This window comes from Aureimonas sp. AU40, assembly GCF_001463785.1.
Taxonomy (GTDB): Bacteria; Pseudomonadota; Alphaproteobacteria; order Rhizobiales; family Rhizobiaceae; genus Aureimonas.
Genome location: NZ_BBWL01000028.1, coordinates 42,201 through 58,668 on the forward strand (window position 1 = coordinate 42,201; position 16,468 = coordinate 58,668).

The 16,468-nt window shown below is 66.3% G+C and carries 15 protein-coding genes; 7 read left to right on the forward strand and 8 right to left on the reverse strand.

The genetic code is table 11. The features are described 5' to 3' along the window. The first annotated feature begins 69 nt into the window (after positions 1-69). Positions 70-1,341: a porin gene (locus tag AUL32_RS08970; RefSeq protein WP_061976632.1), complete on the forward strand. Its 1,272-nt coding sequence runs from the start codon at positions 70-72 to the stop codon at positions 1,339-1,341. A 312-nt stretch (positions 1,342-1,653) separates the two neighbouring features. Here the strand turns inward: AUL32_RS08970 and ribB are convergent, their stop codons facing one another. The 3 genes from ribB to AUL32_RS08985 all read right to left on the reverse strand — a co-directional run bounded on the left by ribB (position 1,654) and on the right by AUL32_RS08985 (position 3,983). Beyond that, a complete protein-coding gene (ribB, locus tag AUL32_RS08975) occupies positions 1,654-2,784 on the reverse strand; it encodes a 3,4-dihydroxy-2-butanone-4-phosphate synthase (RefSeq protein ID WP_062113874.1) in 1,131 nt (376 codons plus the stop codon). A gap of 72 nt (positions 2,785-2,856) precedes the next feature. Continuing rightward, complete coding sequence (queF, locus tag AUL32_RS08980; RefSeq protein ID WP_062113876.1) at positions 2,857-3,324, reverse strand: preQ(1) synthase; 468 nt, start codon at positions 3,322-3,324, stop codon at positions 2,857-2,859. Beyond that, a complete protein-coding gene (locus AUL32_RS08985) occupies positions 3,321-3,983 on the reverse strand; it encodes a TerC family protein (protein ID WP_061976629.1) in 663 nt (220 codons plus the stop codon). Before AUL32_RS08985 ends, queF begins: the two co-directional genes overlap by 4 nt. Positions 3,984-4,234: 251 nt before the next feature. Between AUL32_RS08985 and fdhD the strand changes: the two genes are divergently transcribed. Then, on the forward strand, positions 4,235-5,041 hold the full coding sequence (gene fdhD, locus AUL32_RS08990) for a formate dehydrogenase accessory sulfurtransferase FdhD (protein WP_062113879.1): 807 nt from the start codon (positions 4,235-4,237) through the stop codon (positions 5,039-5,041). Positions 5,042-5,101: 60 nt separating this feature from the next. Here fdhD and AUL32_RS08995 read toward each other — a convergent pair whose 3' ends face one another. Further along, positions 5,102-5,521 carry an NUDIX hydrolase gene (locus tag AUL32_RS08995; RefSeq protein ID WP_062113882.1) on the reverse strand — a complete coding sequence of 140 codons (420 nt, stop codon included), beginning with the start codon at positions 5,519-5,521 and terminating at the stop codon, positions 5,102-5,104. 149 nt (positions 5,522-5,670) lie between these two features. On the opposite strand from AUL32_RS08995, the gene AUL32_RS09000 reads away from it, so the two are divergent. Both AUL32_RS09000 and AUL32_RS09005 read left to right on the forward strand, forming a co-directional pair. Beyond that, positions 5,671-5,919 carry a hypothetical protein gene (locus AUL32_RS09000; protein ID WP_062113885.1) on the forward strand — a complete coding sequence of 83 codons (249 nt, stop codon included), beginning with the start codon at positions 5,671-5,673 and terminating at the stop codon, positions 5,917-5,919. A 71-nt stretch (positions 5,920-5,990) separates the two neighbouring features. Then, the gene (locus tag AUL32_RS09005) at positions 5,991-6,236 is read left to right on the forward strand and encodes a DUF2188 domain-containing protein (RefSeq protein WP_061976626.1); all 246 of its coding nucleotides are present in this window, start codon (positions 5,991-5,993) and stop codon (positions 6,234-6,236) included. Here AUL32_RS09005 and AUL32_RS09010 read toward each other — a convergent pair. Then, positions 6,209-8,170: a glycosyltransferase family 2 protein gene (locus AUL32_RS09010; RefSeq protein WP_062113888.1), complete on the reverse strand. Its 1,962-nt coding sequence runs from the start codon at positions 8,168-8,170 to the stop codon at positions 6,209-6,211. The two genes, AUL32_RS09005 and AUL32_RS09010, sit on opposite strands and share 28 nt — an antisense overlap. Positions 8,171-8,313: 143 nt before the next feature. Here AUL32_RS09010 and AUL32_RS09015 point away from each other — a divergent pair, with 143 nt between their 5' ends. Both AUL32_RS09015 and AUL32_RS09020 read left to right on the forward strand, forming a co-directional pair. Continuing rightward, complete coding sequence (locus AUL32_RS09015; protein ID WP_244497764.1) at positions 8,314-9,150, forward strand: transporter substrate-binding domain-containing protein; 837 nt, start codon at positions 8,314-8,316, stop codon at positions 9,148-9,150. Positions 9,151-9,252: 102 nt separating this feature from the next. Then, positions 9,253-10,914: a lysine--tRNA ligase gene (locus AUL32_RS09020; RefSeq protein WP_062113892.1), complete on the forward strand. Its 1,662-nt coding sequence runs from the start codon at positions 9,253-9,255 to the stop codon at positions 10,912-10,914. Between the two features lie 69 nt (positions 10,915-10,983). Here AUL32_RS09020 and AUL32_RS09025 read toward each other — a convergent pair whose 3' ends face one another. Continuing rightward, the gene (locus AUL32_RS09025; protein WP_062113894.1) at positions 10,984-11,760 is read right to left on the reverse strand and encodes a thermonuclease family protein; all 777 of its coding nucleotides are present in this window, start codon (positions 11,758-11,760) and stop codon (positions 10,984-10,986) included. Between the two features lie 73 nt (positions 11,761-11,833). Beyond that, positions 11,834-12,478: a S24 family peptidase gene (locus AUL32_RS09030; protein ID WP_062113896.1), complete on the reverse strand. Its 645-nt coding sequence runs from the start codon at positions 12,476-12,478 to the stop codon at positions 11,834-11,836. A 592-nt stretch (positions 12,479-13,070) separates the two neighbouring features. Between AUL32_RS09030 and AUL32_RS09035 the strand changes: the two genes are divergently transcribed. Further along, positions 13,071-14,099, forward strand: coding sequence for a YihY/virulence factor BrkB family protein (locus AUL32_RS09035; RefSeq protein ID WP_061976620.1), 1,029 nt, complete (start codon positions 13,071-13,073; stop codon positions 14,097-14,099). Between the two features lie 64 nt (positions 14,100-14,163). Here the strand turns inward: AUL32_RS09035 and AUL32_RS09040 are convergent, their stop codons facing one another. Further along, complete coding sequence (locus AUL32_RS09040; RefSeq protein ID WP_062113898.1) at positions 14,164-16,362, reverse strand: FAD-dependent oxidoreductase; 2,199 nt, start codon at positions 16,360-16,362, stop codon at positions 14,164-14,166. Between the last annotated feature and the right edge of the window lie 106 nt (positions 16,363-16,468).

Here is a 16,468-nt window from a genome sequence, read left to right on the forward strand (position 1 = left end):
ATGGGGCAGGGAAGGCTGTCCTTCGATACAAGGCCCAACCCTATCCATAACTTGACTGGAGGTCAGGACATGAACATCAAGAGTCTTCTTCTCGGCTCCGCTGCAGCCCTCGTTGCCGTCACCGGCGCTCGTGCGGCCGACGCCGTCGTCGTCGCCGAGCCCGAGCCGGTCGACTACGTCCGCGTTTGCGACGTCTACGGCAAGGGCTTCTACTACATCCCCGGCACCGAGACCTGCCTCAGCGTCGGTGGTTACGTCCGCTTCCAGGTGAACGTCGCCGGTGACCCGGCCGTGAACCTCGAAGGCGACGACTACCAGGTCGGCAGCTCGGTTCGCGCCCGTCTGAACTTCGACGCCCGCGAAGAGACCGAGCTCGGCACGCTGCGCGCTTTCGCCCGCGTCCAGGCCACCAACAACCAGGGCGCCACCAACGCGAACTACGCGATGGATCAGGCCTACATCCAGCTCGGCGGCCTGCTGGTCGGTTACCGCGACACGATGTGGTCGTCGGGCATCGGCGGTCTCGAGGACGGCCTGCTCACCGACACGGATCTCGTGGTCGGCGACTTCAACACCAACCAGATCAACTACACCTTCGCCGCCAACGGCTTCTCGGCCACGATCGGCCTCGAAGACGACGCGACGGGCGACGCTGTTCCGGACGTTCATGCCAAGCTGGTCTATTCCGGCGCTTGGGGTGGTGCTTACCTCTCGGCCGTCTACGACGAGACCTTCAACGCTGAAGACGTCGCGAACGCTTACTCGTCCTTCGCGGCTCAGCAGATCAACGGCGCGTCGTTCTCGCCGGTTACGCTGTCGGGCAACTTCCCGACCCGCCTGCAGAACGGCAACAACGACGCCTTCGCTCTGAAGGGCGGCGTGCTGCTGAAGAACCTGATCGCGGCTGACTCGCAGCTGAAGATCGAAGGTCACTATGCCTTCGACCCCACCGTCTACGCGTCGATCTCCGGCCTCGGTTCGGTCAACTCCTTCTCGCCGAACAACCCGAACATCCTGAACCCGACCCCGGGCTCGCTGCCGATCTTCCTCGAGTGGGCCGCTGGTGCGGGCTACGCTCAGGCTTTCGGCAAGCTCGGTATCGCGGTCTCCGGTCAGTACGGCGAGACCTTCGACACGCGCTTCCTGGTTGCCGTCAACGGCGCTCCGGCCTTCATCAATTCTCGCGGCGACTACTACGCTGCGGTTGCCAACGTCGGCTACCAGATCACGAACAACTTCGCCACGCTCGGCGAAGTGTCCTACAAGAACGTCGACTTCGGCGGCCCGATCGGCGACACCGACCAGGTGGCCGGTTTCCTCCGCTTCCAGCGCGACTTCTAATCGGCTCAGCCGATCCGAAACGAGGAGGCCCGGCGCAAGCCGGGCCTTTTTGCGTTCAAGCCCTTTCGCAGGATCGGGTCGGCCTGTCCTGGCCCATCTGAAATGATGGCCACCGTTCAATGCAAAACGCCGTCCGGTCCCTTCGAGCGATTGTCGAGGGACCGGACGGCGTTTCACATTTGGGCTTAGCGGGGAAGGGGCGTGTCAGACCCTCCCGAGAACTGATCATCCGAGCTGAGGGTGAAACGGTGCGAAGGGCCGCTACCCATCAGCCGGGCGATAAGCGAGCGCGTGCTCGCGAGCGGCTGGCGCTCAGTCTTCCAGCAGGATGGTGTCGCCGATCTCGATCCCAAAGCCGGTGAGACCGACATAGTCGCGCTCAGTGGTCGACATCACCGCGATCGAATCGACGCCGAGATCGCGCAGGATCTGCGCGCCGACGCCCACCTCGCGCCAGCGCTGCGAGCGGGCGCGGGCGCTGGCGTGTTTCTCGCCATCGGCGACACCCGCCGCATTCGGCTCGATGCGTGCCTGCGCCTCCGTCTCGAACTCGTCCACATTGGCCGTGCGAAGCAGCATGAGAATGCCGCTCCCCGCCTTGCGGATCGGCGCCAGCGCGGCGTCCACCCAAGGCTTGCCGCCCGAGGCGCGGCCGAACAGATCGACCACCGGCTGCTCGCGGTGGATGCGCGTCGGCACGTTGCGCGAGCCGCGCACGTTCCCGAACACAACCGCGACATGCTGAATGGGGTCGAAAGGCGTCTGGTAGATCTTCACGCGGCCCTTGAGTCCGCCGATCGTCATGTCCTCGTCGCGCACGCTCTTGACGAAGCTTTCGCGGCGGATGCGATAGGAGATGAGGTCCTCGATCGAGATGATGCGCAGGCCATGCTCCTTGGCGAACACCAGGAGTTCGGGCAGGCGCTTCACGGTCCCATCGTCGTTGACGATCTCGGCAAGGATACCGGCCGGGGCGAGGCCCGCCAGCTTGGCGAGATCGACGCCCGCTTCCGTGTGGCCGGAGCGCGTCAGGACGCCGCCTTCTCGGGCGATCAGCGGGAACATATGGCCCGGACGGATGAAGTCGGCGCCCATCGCATTGTCGTTGACGAGGGCGCGCGCGGTGTTGGCGCGCTCCTCGGCCGAGATGCCCGTGGTCATGCCGACCTTGTAGTCCACCGAAACGGTGAAGGCCGTGCGCATCGGGTCGAGATTGTTGGCGACCATGGGCGGCAGGTTCAACTGCACCGCGCGCTCGCCCGTCATCGGCACGCAGAGAATGCCGCTCGTGTGGCGGATCATGAAGGCCATCTTCTCCGGCGTCGCCTTGCCGGCGGCCATGATCAGATCGCCCTCGTTCTCCCGGTCGGTGTCGTCGACCACCACGACGAGCTCGCCCGCCGCGATGGCCTCGATGGCGTCTTCGATTCGGTCCAGTTGCATGAGGCTTTCCCCTTTTCTGGCATCGGCATTAGGCCGAGCCGGGGTCGCGATCAACCGGGACGCTGTGTTCGATCAGCCGCGCCCGCGATAGGTCGGGGCGCCCTGGTCGGGCAGGAATACGCCGGCAGGGGGTGCACCCGTCTGCCAGAACACGTCGATCGGAATGCCGCCGCGCGGATACCAGTAGCCGCCGATGCGCAGCCAGAGCGGGCGCGTCGCCTCCACGATGCGTTGCGCGATCATCACCGTGCAATCCTCGTGAAAGGCGCCGTGGTTGCGGAAGCTCGTCAGAAACAGCTTCAGCGACTTGGATTCCACCAGTCGCTCATTCGGCACGTAGTCGATGACGATATGGGCGAAGTCCGGCTGGCCCGTCACCGGGCAGAGCGAGGTGAATTCGGGGCAGGTAAAACGCACCACCGCACCGGGGTCGGTGCGCCGCGCGAAGGGGACCGTTTCCAGAACGGCTTCCTCGGGGCTGGCGGCCGGGCGCGTGTCCCGGCCAAGCTGCGTCAGGTTTTCGGTCGATCCCGAGGTCAATGGGCGGCTCCTTCAACGGCGATGCCCGAGCAGTAGCTCGACAGCGTCTGGACATGGCAGGCCACGTCGTCCCACCCGTGGTAGATCATGCGAAGCGCCACGAAGAAGATGACGGCAAGGCCCACCCAGGCGATCCAGCGGTACTTATGCAGGAGATTGGCGATCAATGTGGCGGCCGCGCCCATGAGCACGACTGAGATCAGGAGACCGATCACTAGAACCGTGAGGTGGTCTCGCGCCGCGCCGGCCACCGCCAGCACGTTGTCGAGCGACATGGACACGTCGGCGATGATGATCTGGAACAGCGCCTGGCCGAAGGTCTTGTGCTTCTTGCCTTCCGCCGCGATTCTGGCCGCTTCCTCGTCGGCGCTGTCGCTCTCGCGGATTTCGCGGAACATCTTCCAGCAGACCCAGAGCAGAAGGATGCCGCCGGCCAACGTCAGGCCGACGATCGCCAGAAGCTGCACCGCGACGAGCGCGAAGAGGATGCGCAGCACCACCGCGCCGGCGATGCCGAGAAAGATGACCTTGCGGCGGATCGCCGGGTCGACGCCGGCTGCGGCAAGGCCCACGACCACGGCATTGTCGCCCGCCAGAACGATATCGATGAACAGAACCTGGAACAGGGCGGCCAGTTCGGCTGAGAAAAAGTCGCTCACGGGTTTGACAAACCTTGATGAAGGAGACGTGCCGGGTTCTTCGTTCAGTTTCTCGTGAAAGTCGATAACAAATCCGCGTGTGCTTCGTGTAGACGAAGAGCAGGCAGCTGGTTCCGAGGGGAGTGTTGCAGGAGACGGGCCAGACCTGTTGTTCTCGGCGCTCTCCAGCACGGTCGAATTGCCCTGGTGTCCCTCGACTCAGATCGAGAAAAGCTCACTTTGTCCTTCCTTCTGCGTTCGGGAGACATGCCTTGGTCGAGACCTATCGAGCCGCCCCCCTTCTGGCCTGGCGCAATGGTGGTTTCGTCAGGCAGGAGCGGAACGTGCCTGCCGAGACGGCCGTCGCCCTCTCGGTCAACGGGTCGACCCATGCGGTGATGATGGCGACGCCGGCCGACCTGCGCGAGTTCGCCATCGGCCTCGCGCTCAGCGAGCGGATCGTCAGCACCATCGGCGACATCGAAACGCTCGAGATCGAGGAAACGGACAGCGGCTACGACTGCCGGCTCTGGCTGGCGCCGAGCCTTGCGGCCCGCTATGTCGCGCGCCGGCGGCTGATGACGGGGCCGGTGGGGTGCGGCTTGTGCGGCGTCGAGAGCCTGGAGCAAACGCGGCCGGAATTGCCGGATCTCGCCGATCGCCTGCGCGTCGCGCCCGAAGCCATCGTGAAGGCCGTGGCCGATCTCGGCGCGCGCCAAGTGCTCGGCGCCGCCACGAGGGCGGTGCATGCGGCGGCTTTCGCTGCGGTGAACGGCACGATTCAGGTGGTGCGCGAGGATGTCGGCCGCCACAACGCGCTCGATAAGGTGGCCGGCTGGCTCGCTTTGGAAGGCGTGGCGGCGGGCGAGGGGTTCCTGGTGATGACCAGCCGCGTGTCCGTCGAACTCGTGCAGAAGGCCGCGGTGATGGGCTGCGAGTTGCTCGCGGCTGTTTCGGCGCCGACGGCGCTGGCCCTCGACAGCGCTGAGGTGGCGGGGCTGACGCTCGCAGTCGTGGTGCGAGGCCCCGATTTCGAACTCGCCACTCATCCGCAGCGAGTTCTCGGCGCCGTCGGTTAGCGACGACCCCGTGACCTTTTAGACGCGAAACAGGCTCGCCCGTTATCGCGCCCAGCCGCCTTAGCTGACGATCTGGCCGATCGAGAGGAAAATCTTGGCCAGATCCGGCTCCACCACGGCGGCGGCCGCGTCCTCGGTGCTGAACCAGCGCCGCTTGCGCTCGCTCGCCTCGGGCCATTTCGAGGCGAGCTTCTTCACTTCCATCGGATAGACCTTGACCCGGCAGGACACGACGTCGCCATTGCGCAACGTCTTGGGATAGCGGTAGGTGCCGGCCGCCTTCTTTGCGATCGACCCTTCGACGCCCGCTTCCTCGAAGGCCTCCTGCGCCGCCGCCTGATGCGGCAGCTTGGACTTCATCGGCCAGCCCTTCGGGATGACCCAGCGGCCTGTCTCGCGCGACGTCACCAGAAGGATGCGCAGGCCCGCTTCGGCATCATTGGAATAGGCGATGGCGCCGATCTGCCTGCGATCTTTCATGTCCGATGCTTTCGTCTCGCGTTTGTCCGAATGAACACATGTTCTAACTGTGCCAAACTGGATTCTAAGTCCTAATTATATTGGCCGCGACCCAATCTGGCTCCTACCAAAAGTTGTGTATCCCTCGGCGGCATGGAGGAAGGTTCCCAATGCTGCGGGCCAAAACCTCCTGCAAAGGCCTGAATTGGATCTGGAAGAAGCGCAACTACCCGCTTCTTCGTTTAACTTACCATGGAATGGCGAGTTTTGTGACCTTAAAAATGATCGCGTGCGATCTTGACGCGGAGCCCGTTGTCGAAATCCGCAGGCAAGAGACAGCGGATCGAGGGCACAGTCTGGAGATGCGCATTCTTGAACGTTCATTCAAGCGGCGCGGGCTGGCCTTCCGGCACGGGTGATTTAGCTTTGCGCGAAGCGAACAGCGTCCCAATGCCTATGTCGCGAAGACGCAGAATGAGGAGCGAGCCCTATGTCGAACATCCGCTACGAGGTCGTTGAACACGATGGCGGCTGGGCCTACAAGGTCGGCGACGTTTTTTCCGAGACCTTTCGCTCGCATGACGACGCGCTCGCCGCTGCGCGCGACGCCTCCGCCCGACAGGAACTGGCCGGCGAAACCGAGGGCATCGTCTATCAGGACCGGGAAGGCGGCTGGCACGAGGAGGTCTCGCGCGGCGACGACCGGCCTCACGCCGAGGTCGTCGACGGCGACTGAACGACAAGCGCGCGGGGCTGCGCCGAAACCCGCATCGCCTTCGGGCCATGCGGGGTCTTCTCCCAGCGATGCGGGGCGCGCATCAGCTGGAGCGCGGCCCGCACGCCGGCGACGCTGACCAGGAACCAGTAGGCCCAGAGCGACCAGAGCCGGGTGAGATGGCGACGTCTCCCTACTGGCGTGACCCGGCGCGCGAGGGCGATGAAGCTGGCATAGGCCAGCGCCAGATTGGCGACATCCAGAAACGCCAGAGCGCCGAGGCCTATGAGCGGATCGTCGCCGCCCGCGAGCGAGGCGAGACCCGCGTTGAGCAGCGACAGCCCGAAGACGACGTGCAGGAGGCTGGACGCCACCATCCCGCCGAAGACGATCTGAAAGGCCAGGACGTTGCGCCAGCCGAGCTCGCGCAGGAGCCGGATGGGGTCGCGCATGTGGACGAACCAGGTCTGCATCCATCCCTTGATCCAGCGCGTGCGCTGGTTGCGCCAGTCGCGCCAGCATCCCGTCGCGGTTTCCGAGGTGGGAGCCGCGATGACGCCGGTCCGGTATCCCATGCGAGCGAGACGAATGCCGAGATCGGCATCTTCCGCGACATTGTGGCTGTCCCACCCGCCGACACTCATCAGCACGTCGCGCCGGAAATGGTTGGACGTGCCGCCCAGTGGGATCGGCAGATCGCACGCCGCGAGCCAGGGTAGGGTGGCCCGGAACAAGACGTCGTATTCGATCGCGAACATGGCTTCGAACCAGCCGTCGCCGGCATTGCGGACAGCCAGCGGCGCTTGAAGGCACGCGAGGTCGGGCGAGCCCTCGCGAAAGGCGGAAAAAGCGGCCCGAAGCTGATTGGGGGCGGGGCGGTCCTCCGCGTCGTAGAGAACGAGGAACTCGCCGCGCGCGAGCGGCAGGGTGAAGTTCAGCGCCTTGGGCTTGGTCAGCGGATCGGTGCGCGGGGTCGCGATGACGAAGAAGTTCGGCTCGCCACCGATCGCGCGTTCCACAGCATGGACGGTCTCGGGATCGGACGCCTCGCAGACGAAGAAGACTTCGAGCTTGGAGCGGGGCCAGTCGAGCGCGGCCATGGCCGCCACGATGGAGGGCGCCATCGCCGCTTCGCGGTGAAGCGCGACCAGGACGGAATAGACCGGCAGGCCCTCGTCGGTCATCCGCGCGTGCGATTGGGGGGCAGCTCGCGCCTCCGTCTCCGCCAAGGGCGGGGTTTCGGACAGGACGGCCAGGCGAAAGCTGGTGAGCCCCATGGCGCAGACGCTGCAAAGCGCGTGAACACCCGTCCAGAACCAGGTCAGCTTGGCCCAGGCGAAGAAAATCAGCACGACGGTGAGCGTCAGCACCGCGGCCTGGGGCGGCGTCATCACCTCGCGCGCGGACAGGCGATGATGGTCGGCGGCTAAGCTGAGCCTCGCGCGATCCGAGCGCTCCTTCGCGGTGAAGGCGGCCCGCGCGCGGGCGATGTCGCTTCGCGTGGCGATGCGCAGCGCCGCCCGAAGGGGGCCGAGCGCTTCGATCGCCTCCGCCAGTTCCGCCAGTCGGCCGAGCATCGGGTTGAAATGGAAGAGCACCTCGAACCCGGTGCCGCAGCCCTTCAGGTGCCTCGGGCCGCACTGCCACTCCCCGCGCGCGTTGCGCAGGATCGTGATGCCGGGCTCGATCGCCTCGTAGGGCAGGCCGAGCGTTCGGCTGAACGCGCTCGCCAGTTCCTCTTCCGTCAGGACGCGCTGGGACACAAGCTCTTCGTCGAGGCTCGATCCGTTGTGGCGCGCCGATGCCTGGATCAGGCGGAAACGAGCGAGGTCGAGACCGGCATGGCGCAGAAAGGCGTCAAGCAGGCGCTGCTCGACAGCGGCCCGCGCCGCGTCCGATCCTTGTTCGAGGATCAGCCCCGCCGGCTTGCCGAAGCCGGCCGCCGCGCCATACAAAGGCCATCCCTGTGCTGCGGCTTCATTCTCATCCAACCCGGCGGATGTTACAGCCGACACGCGTCACCTCTCGAAGGACAACGCTTCATGGTTGCGAAATGACGCGCAGGAGGAAACCAACCGCCGCGCGAAACTCCGGCGTCTTGTCGTGCCTACGCAACCTGTCGGTTGCGTTGCTGCTTCTGGTCGGGCCGGCGAGCGCCCAGCAGTCCGTCGAGACCCCGAACTTCCGCGATCAGGCGCAGCGTCTGGCCGAGCCCGACCTTTCCGCCCGGACCCGGATTCGCTTCCTCACGGCGGTCGATTATCCCCCGTTCAACTTTCTCGACCAGCGCGGCCGGCTGACGGGTTTCCATGTCGATCTCGCCCGCGCGATCTGCGAGGAGCTGAATGTCACCGCGATCTGCCAGATCGAGGCGCGGCCCTTCGCCGAGCTCGCCTCCGCCTTGGAGAGCGGGGAGGGAGACGCCGTCGTCGCCGGGCTGGCGATTACGGCGGAGAACCGCGCGCGCTTCGCCTTCACGCAGCCCTTCCTGCGCTTTCCCGCCCGCTTTCTCGTCGCGCGGGGGACCGACCTTTCGCAATCGCTGCGCACGGGGCTGGCCGGCGCCGAGATCGGCGTCGTGGCCGGCAGCGCGCACGAGGCGATGCTGCGCTCCTTTTTCCCGCAGGCGCGCGCCGTCGCTTTCGATTCGCCCGCCGATGCGCAAGCAGCGCTGCGCTCCAACCGTGTTCGAGCCCTGTTCGGGGACGGCGTCGCCCTGTCCTTCTGGCAGGCGAGCGAGGCGGCGGGGGAATGCTGCGAGTTCGCCGGCGGCCCCTATCTTTCCGATCGGTTCCTGGGGGAAGGGCTGGGGATTGCGGTGCGCGGAGACGATCCGCAGCTGGCGGCGGCCTTCGACTATGCGATCGGGCGCATCGTGCGCGACAAGCGCCTGTCGGAGCTTCTCCTGCGCTACTTCCCGATCAGCGCCTTCTGACCGCCCGAGTTTGTTGACGAAGGGCCGCGCGCGACCCATAGACCGGCCCAAAGCGACGCGCGCCAGGCGCGCTACACCCCTTGCATGAAGGAAACCGAACGAATGTCCGACGCGCCGCGGCCTTCCGTTTATGACGATGCCACGATCCACCCGGAGGCGCTGACCTCCAATGCCTGGCCCTTCGAGGAAGCGCGCAAGATCGTCAAGCGGCTGGAGCGGACCGGCAAGGGCGAGGCTCTGTTCGAGACGGGCTACGGCCCCTCGGGCCTGCCCCATATCGGCACGTTCGGCGAAGTGGCGCGCACCACCATGGTGCGCAACGCCTTCCGCATCTTGACGCAGGACCAGGTGCCGACGCGGCTGATCTGCTTTTCCGACGACATGGACGGGATGCGCAAGATCCCCGAGAACGTGCCCGATCGCGCCGCGCTCGAGCCCTATCTCCAGAAGCCGTTGACGGACGTGCCCAATCCGTTCGGTGGCGAGTATGCGAGCTTCGCCGAGCACAACAACGCCATGCTCTGCCGCTTCCTCGACACGTTCGGCTTCGAATACGAGTTCGCCAGCGCGACCGACTATTATCGCTCGGGTCGCTTCGACACGGTGCTCTTGCGCGCGGCCGAGCGCTACGACGACATCATGGGCGTCATGCTGCCGACGCTGGGGACGGAGCGTCAGGCGACCTACAGCCCCTTCCTGCCGATCTCGCCCAAGACCGGCCGGGTCCTCTACGTGCCCATGAAGCATGTCGACGCCAAGGCCGGCACCGTCACCTTCCTCGACGAGGACGGAACGGAGACGACGCTGCCGGTGACCGGCGGGGCGGTGAAGCTGCAGTGGAAGCCCGATTTCGGAATGCGGTGGGCCGCGCTCGGCGTCGATTTCGAAATGTTCGGCAAGGACCATCAGACCAATGCCGGGGTCTACGACCGGATCTGCGAGATCTTAGGGGGCGAGGCGCCGGAGCATTTCGTCTACGAACTCTTCCTCGACGCGGAAGGGGCGAAGATTTCCAAGTCGAAGGGCAACGGCCTGTCGATCGAGGACTGGCTGACCTACGCCTCGCCGGAAAGCCTCGGCCTCTACATGTTCAACAAGCCGCGCGCCGCCAAGCGTCTGCATTTCGACGTGATCCCCAAGGCGGTGGAGGATTATTACGCCTTCGCCAGCGCCTTCGACCGGCAGGACGCCAAGTCCCGCCTGCAGAATCCGGTGTTCCACATCCACAATGGCGAGCCGCCGGTGAAGGGCATCGCCGTGCCCTTCGCGCTGCTGCTCAACCTCGTCTCGGCCTCCAACGCCTCGGACGCCAAGACGCTCTGGGGCTTCATCTCGCGCTATGCGCCGGGCGTCACCGCCGAAAGCGATCCCGAGCTAGACCGGCTGGTGAGCTACGCTCTGCGCTATTTCGAGGACTTCGTGCGGCCCGCCAAGCGGTTCCGCGCGCCGGATGACGTGGAACGCGGGGCGTTGGAAGCCTTGGACGAGAAGCTCGCCGGCCTTGCGCCGGACGCCGACGCCGGCGCGATTCAGGACGCGGTGCTCGACGTGGCCCGGCCGCTGCCGCGCTACCAAGACGCCAAGAAGAAGGGGCCGGACGGCGGCCCCGGCGTGTCGCTGGAATGGTTCTCGGCGCTCTACCAGATCCTGATCGGGCAGGAGCGGGGGCCTCGCTTCGGCTCCTTCGTCGCGCTCTACGGCATCGCCGAAACGCGCCGGCTGATCCGCGATGCGTTGGAAGGCCGGCTCCAGCCGCTGGCCTGAACTGGAGACAGGGCCGGGGTGCTTGGGCTCCGGCCTGAGCGCTTGAGAGCGTCCGCCCTCTTGCGGGCGCTATTGCTGCGCGATCTCGAATTGCCAGATGCCCCGGCTTTCCTTGCGGGCGGCATCGGCCGTCGCCTCGTAGCGGCTGCCCGACTCCGCATTGGCCCAGCCATTGCGCACCAGCCATTCGCCGACATCCTCCTCGCCCAGCCGGCAGGCGACGGGCGCGTCCGGCGCCTGCTCGGCGACGGGATCGCAGACCAGCGTGCGCCCTCGCAGCCAGGCCCGGAACTCCGTGCGCGCTCGCACCCCGCAGGGCCAGGAGCGCGGCCCGTCGGCGCAGCGCGCGTCCGGCGCGATGGGCGCGACGCCTGCGATATGGATCATCGTCTCGCCGGAGCGGATCGTGCCGCTGTCGAGCGCGATCGGGAAGGGCAGGCGGCGCGTGCCCGGCACCTCGGGCTTGGCCGGCTCGGGGGCGAGGGCGGCCTCCTCGACGGGCGCTTGCGTCGTCTCCCCGGCGGCCGCGATCTCAGGCTCGCTCTCGGCGGCAGGAATCGCCGCGACAGGGGGCTCGGCCGCGCCGCTCACGACCGGCGGCAGGCGGTGCAGGGGGCCGACTGTCTCCACCGCGACGGGGCCGACCGTGCGCACGGGGCCGAGAGTGAGTTCGGCCTCACTGGGCGCGGCGCGCGCTTCGCTCGAAGCCGGCGTCGAGGCTGTGGCTTGAGCGGGCTCGATCCGCGCGACGCGGCGTTCCACCGGCCCGAGCGCGGTCTGCGGCAGGAGAAACATCCACGCCAGAAGAAGCGCGCAGAGACCCAGCGCGATTCGAAAGGTTCGCATGTTCGGTCCTCGGTTTCGCCACCATGGGATCTAGCGCGGCGCCCGCTGGTTGGAATGTCGCAGGTGCTCGGCGCTACTGGCTGACCCAAAGAATGCGGGCGATCCATTCGATCTCGGACGCGGCGAACTGGCGGTCGGGAAAGTCCGGGTTGACCGAGGCGAGTTCCACGGTCTTGGCGGTCTGCCGCTGCAGGATCTTTACCATGACCTCGCCGTCCCGCGTCTTGGCGACGACGCGGTCGCCCCGCCGCACCGAGGCGCCGGGCGAGACGATCACCACGTCGCCCTCGCGGTAGAGCGGCATCATCGACTGGCCGGAAACCTCCAGCGCATAGAGCATGCCGTCCTGGCCGGGCAGTTCGATCTCGTCCCAACCCTGGCCCACGGGAAAGCCGGCATCGTCGAAGAAGCCGCCCACGCCGGCCTGCGCGAAGCCGATCAGCGGCACGGCGGCCGAGGGGCGCGCCGGCAGGTTGGCCGGCGACAGGCCGCTGCCCAGGAACGAGGAGAACTCGGAAAACGCGACGCCCGTCGCCTCCAGGATCTTGGCGATCGATTCGGTCGAGGGCCAGCGCGGCCGCCCGTCGACGGCAAAGCGCTTGGAGCGGTTGAAGGTCGTGGGATCGAGCCCCGCCTTTCGGGCGAGGCCCGAGGGGGACAGCTTGCAGCGGGCGGCCAGAAGATCGATCGCCGTCCAGATGCGCTCGTGGGAAAACATGCGGATCGTCTCGAGGATCGGGGATGGAAGATCGACGGCAAGGAATATTATCCTTGCCTTCCCATCTGTTTACGGTCGCCCGCGCGCGGTGTCGAGAGGCGAGTGCGCAACGGCCCCGGTTTTCCACGCCCGAGCCGCAAGCTTGCGCGGAGTTTGGCCTTAGAGCACCTAACAAAAATCTCGTGGGGTCGGCTGGTCGGGTCTTTTCGCCGTGGACTTCGTCGCGAATGCTCGCCGATGCCGCCGGCATCGACTGCGCTTCGCTCCTCGTTCCCGAACGAAAATCCCTCGCCCATCCTCCGCCCAGAGATTTTGTTAGGCGCTCTTAGAGACTGTTTGACAACTCGGTCGGGTCGGCCCGTCGGCGTTTTTCCGCCGCCACTTCGTTGCCAATCCTCGCAGATGCGCCCTCGCATCACGCAAGTTTGGCGCCTCGCGAACGTCGCAAAATCACTCGACGGCCCTCCGCCGCCGAGTTGTCAAACAATCTCCTATATGGGTTCTCCACAGCCTGAAGGGGAACCTGCGGGCGGAGGCTGCATTCCGTTGGGTTCGCGGGCTGTGTCCGGCCTCGTGCTTCCTGGAGATGATCATGCCTGTGCCGGGCTTGCGCTTTGCCCCGAACACGACCGAGGAAACCCGCCGCCGCGCCAGCGAGCCGGGGCGGGGGCGCGACGCCAGTGGGCCGCTGGGCATCCCCTGGCGGGGCTGGAAAGATATCGCCTGGCGTCTCTGGTACTCGTTCTTCGAGGACCGGGTGATGCTGATCGCGGCCGGCGCGACCTTCTATCTCCTGCTCGCCCTGTTCCCGGCGCTGGCGGTCTTCGTCTCGCTCTATGGCATCGTCGCCGATCCGACCACGATCGCCGACCATATCGCCTATGTCGGCCAGTTTCTGCCGCGCGCCGGCACCGACATCCTGACCTCCCAGCTTCAATATCTCGTGACGCGCGATCCCGCCTCGCTGTCGATCGGCTTCCTGTCGGGCCTTCTCTTCTCGCTCTGGAGCGCCAACAACGGCGTGAAGACGCTGTTCGAGGCGATGAACGTCGCCTATGGCGAGCAGGAGGAGCGTTCGTTCCTTCGGCTCAACGCCATCGCCTTCCTGTTCACCATGGGCGCGGTCTTCATCGGCATCGTGATGTTCGTGACGGTCGGCGTGGTGCCCATCATCATGAACCTGATCGGCGCGGAAAGCCTGACCGACGAACTGATCGCGGCGGCCCGCTGGCCGCTGGTCTTCGTTCTCGCGGTCGGCGGCATCAGCATGGTCTACCGCTATGGGCCGAGCCGCGCGCGGGCACGCTGGAAATGGGTCTTCTTCGGCGCCACGCTGACCGCCTGCATCTGGCTTCTCGCCTCGATGGGCTTCTCCTGGTACCTGCAGAACTTCGCCAATTACGGCGCCACCTATGGCTCGCTCGGCGCGGTGGTCGGCTTCATGATGTGGGTCTGGCTGTCCTCGACCATCTTCATCATTGGCGCCGAGATCAATGCCGAGATGGAGCACCAGACCGCGATGGACACGACCGACAAGCCGGACAAGCCGCTCGGCGCGCGGGGCGCGCGGGTCGCAGACACGATCGGCCGCAGCCTCGCCAAAGAAAAGCGGGCCCACTGAAACCAGCGGACCCGCCCGAGTTGAGAAGAGGTGGCAGCGGCCCGATCGGGCCGCCTTATCTGGCTCAGGCGGCTTCCGCCGCGCCGAAGCGGCCGTAGAAGCTCTCGCCGCGCTCGGCCATCTCACGAAGGAGAGGCGTCGGGCGGAAGCGTTCGCCATGCTTGGCTTCCAGCTTTTCGCATAGGGCGACGAAGGCCTTGGCGCCCATGCCGTCGATGTAGGAGATCGTGCCGCCGGTATAGGGCGCGTAGCCGAAGCCGAGGATCGAGCCGACATCGGCCTCGCGCGGGTCGGTCACGACGCCTTCCTCCATGGTGCGCGCCGCTTCCAGCGCCATGGTGACGAGGAAGCGCTGCTTGAGCTCCGCGAAGTCCACGTCCTCTGGCTTCTGCTGCGGGAACTTCTCCTTCAGGCCCGGCCAGAGGTGCTTCTTGGCCGGCTTGGCGGGGTAGTCGTAGAAGCCCTTGCCTGCTTTTCGGCCGAGACGCCCGTCCTCGGTCACCATGGATTCGACCAGCTGGAAATGGCGCGGATCGACCGCGTCCTGTCCCTCGTCGCGCATGGTCGCCTTCATGATGCGATGGCTGAGATCCACCGCCGTCTCGTCATTCAGCGCCAGCGGGCCGACCGGCATGCCGGCGAACTTCGCCGCGTTCTCGATCATGGCCGGAGGCACGCCCTCGACCAGCATGTCGTAGGCCTCGGTCATGTAGCGCAGCACGCAGCGATTGGCGAAGAAGCCGCGCGTGTCGTTGACGACGATCGGCGTCTTCTTGATGGCGCGCACGAAGTCGAGCGCGGTGGCCAGCGCCACGTCGCCGGTCTCCTTGCCGAGGATGATCTCGGTCAGCATCATCTTGTCGACCGGCGAGAAGAAATGGATGCCGATGAAGCGCGAAGCGTCGGGAAAGGCTTCCGCCAGACTGGTGATCGGCAGGGTCGAGGTGTTGGAGGCGTAGATGGCGCCGGGCTTCAGCACCTCGGCCACCTTGCGCGTCACTTCCGCCTTGACGCCGCGATCCTCGAACACAGCCTCGATCACCAGATCGACGTCGCTGAGCGCGGCATAGTCCGGCGTCGCCGTGATGCGCGCGAGCAGCGCCTCGGCCTCGTCTGGCTTGGCGCGTCCCTTCTTGACGAGACCGTCCATCAGCCCGGCCGAATGCGCCTTGCCCTTGTCGGCAGCCTCCTGGTCGCGGTCGATCAGCACGACCTCCAGCCCCGCCTTTGCCGCGACATAGGCGATGCCGGCGCCCATGAAGCCGGCGCCGATCACGCCGACGCGGCCGAGCGTCTGCTCAGGGACCCCGGCGGGGCGGCGGGCGCCCTTGTTCAGCGCCTGCAGCGAGACGAAGAGCGAGCGGATCATCATCGCCGCTTCGGTGGTCTGGAGGACCTCCGTGAAGTAGCGCTGCTCGACCTTGAGCGCCTGGTCGATCGGCAGCAGAAGACCTTCGTAGACGCATTTCACGATGGCGCGCGCGCCGGGATAATTGTCCGCCGTTTCCTTGCGGTAGAGCGAGGCGACCGCAGGCCAGACCTGCGCCCCGGCCGGCGAGTAGACCGGGCCGGACGGCAGCTTGAAGCCCTTCTCGTCCCAGGGCTTCACCGGCTTGAGGCCCGCCCGCAGCATGGCCTTGGCCGCTTCGATCAGCCCTTCGGCCGGCACGACCTCGTCGATCAGCTTCATCGACTTGGCCTTGGCCGCCGACAGCGTCTCGCCCTTCAGGAGCATCTGGAGCGCCGACTGCGTGTCGGTGAGGCGCGGCACGCGCTGCGTACCACCGGCGCCGGGGAAGATGCCGACCTTCACTTCAGGCAGGCCCATCTTGGCTTCCGCGGCGGCCACGCGCCCGTGGCAGGCCAGCGCCAGCTCGAAGCCGCCGCCCATGCAGGTGCCGTTGATCGCCGCAACATAAGGCTTGCCGGAGGTTTCCAACTTGCGCCAGATGCGGCCCATCTCGCCGCAGCGCGTGAATAGCTCGGCCACCGCCGCCGCCTCGTCCTCGCGCTTCTTCGCCTCGAAGGCGTCGAACATGCCGCGCAGCATCTTGAGATCCGCGCCGCCGGTAAAGGACCCCGCCTTGCCGGAGGCCAGCACCACGCCCTTCACCGCCTCGTCGGCGGCGAAGGCGTCGACGAACGCGTCGATCTCGCGCATCACCTCTTCGGTGAAGACGTTCATCGAGCGGTCGGGCATGTCCCAGGTGACCACGACGATACCGTCTTCGTTCGGGCCGAGAGTGAAGTTCTTGTAGGTCATGCCTGTTTCCCGAAATGGATGTTTCAAGATGAAAGGTCGGGCGAATTCGAAGGACGGCTACGCAAGCCGCCCGGAAACTTCAGACTTTACTAAGGCGGCCCCCTGT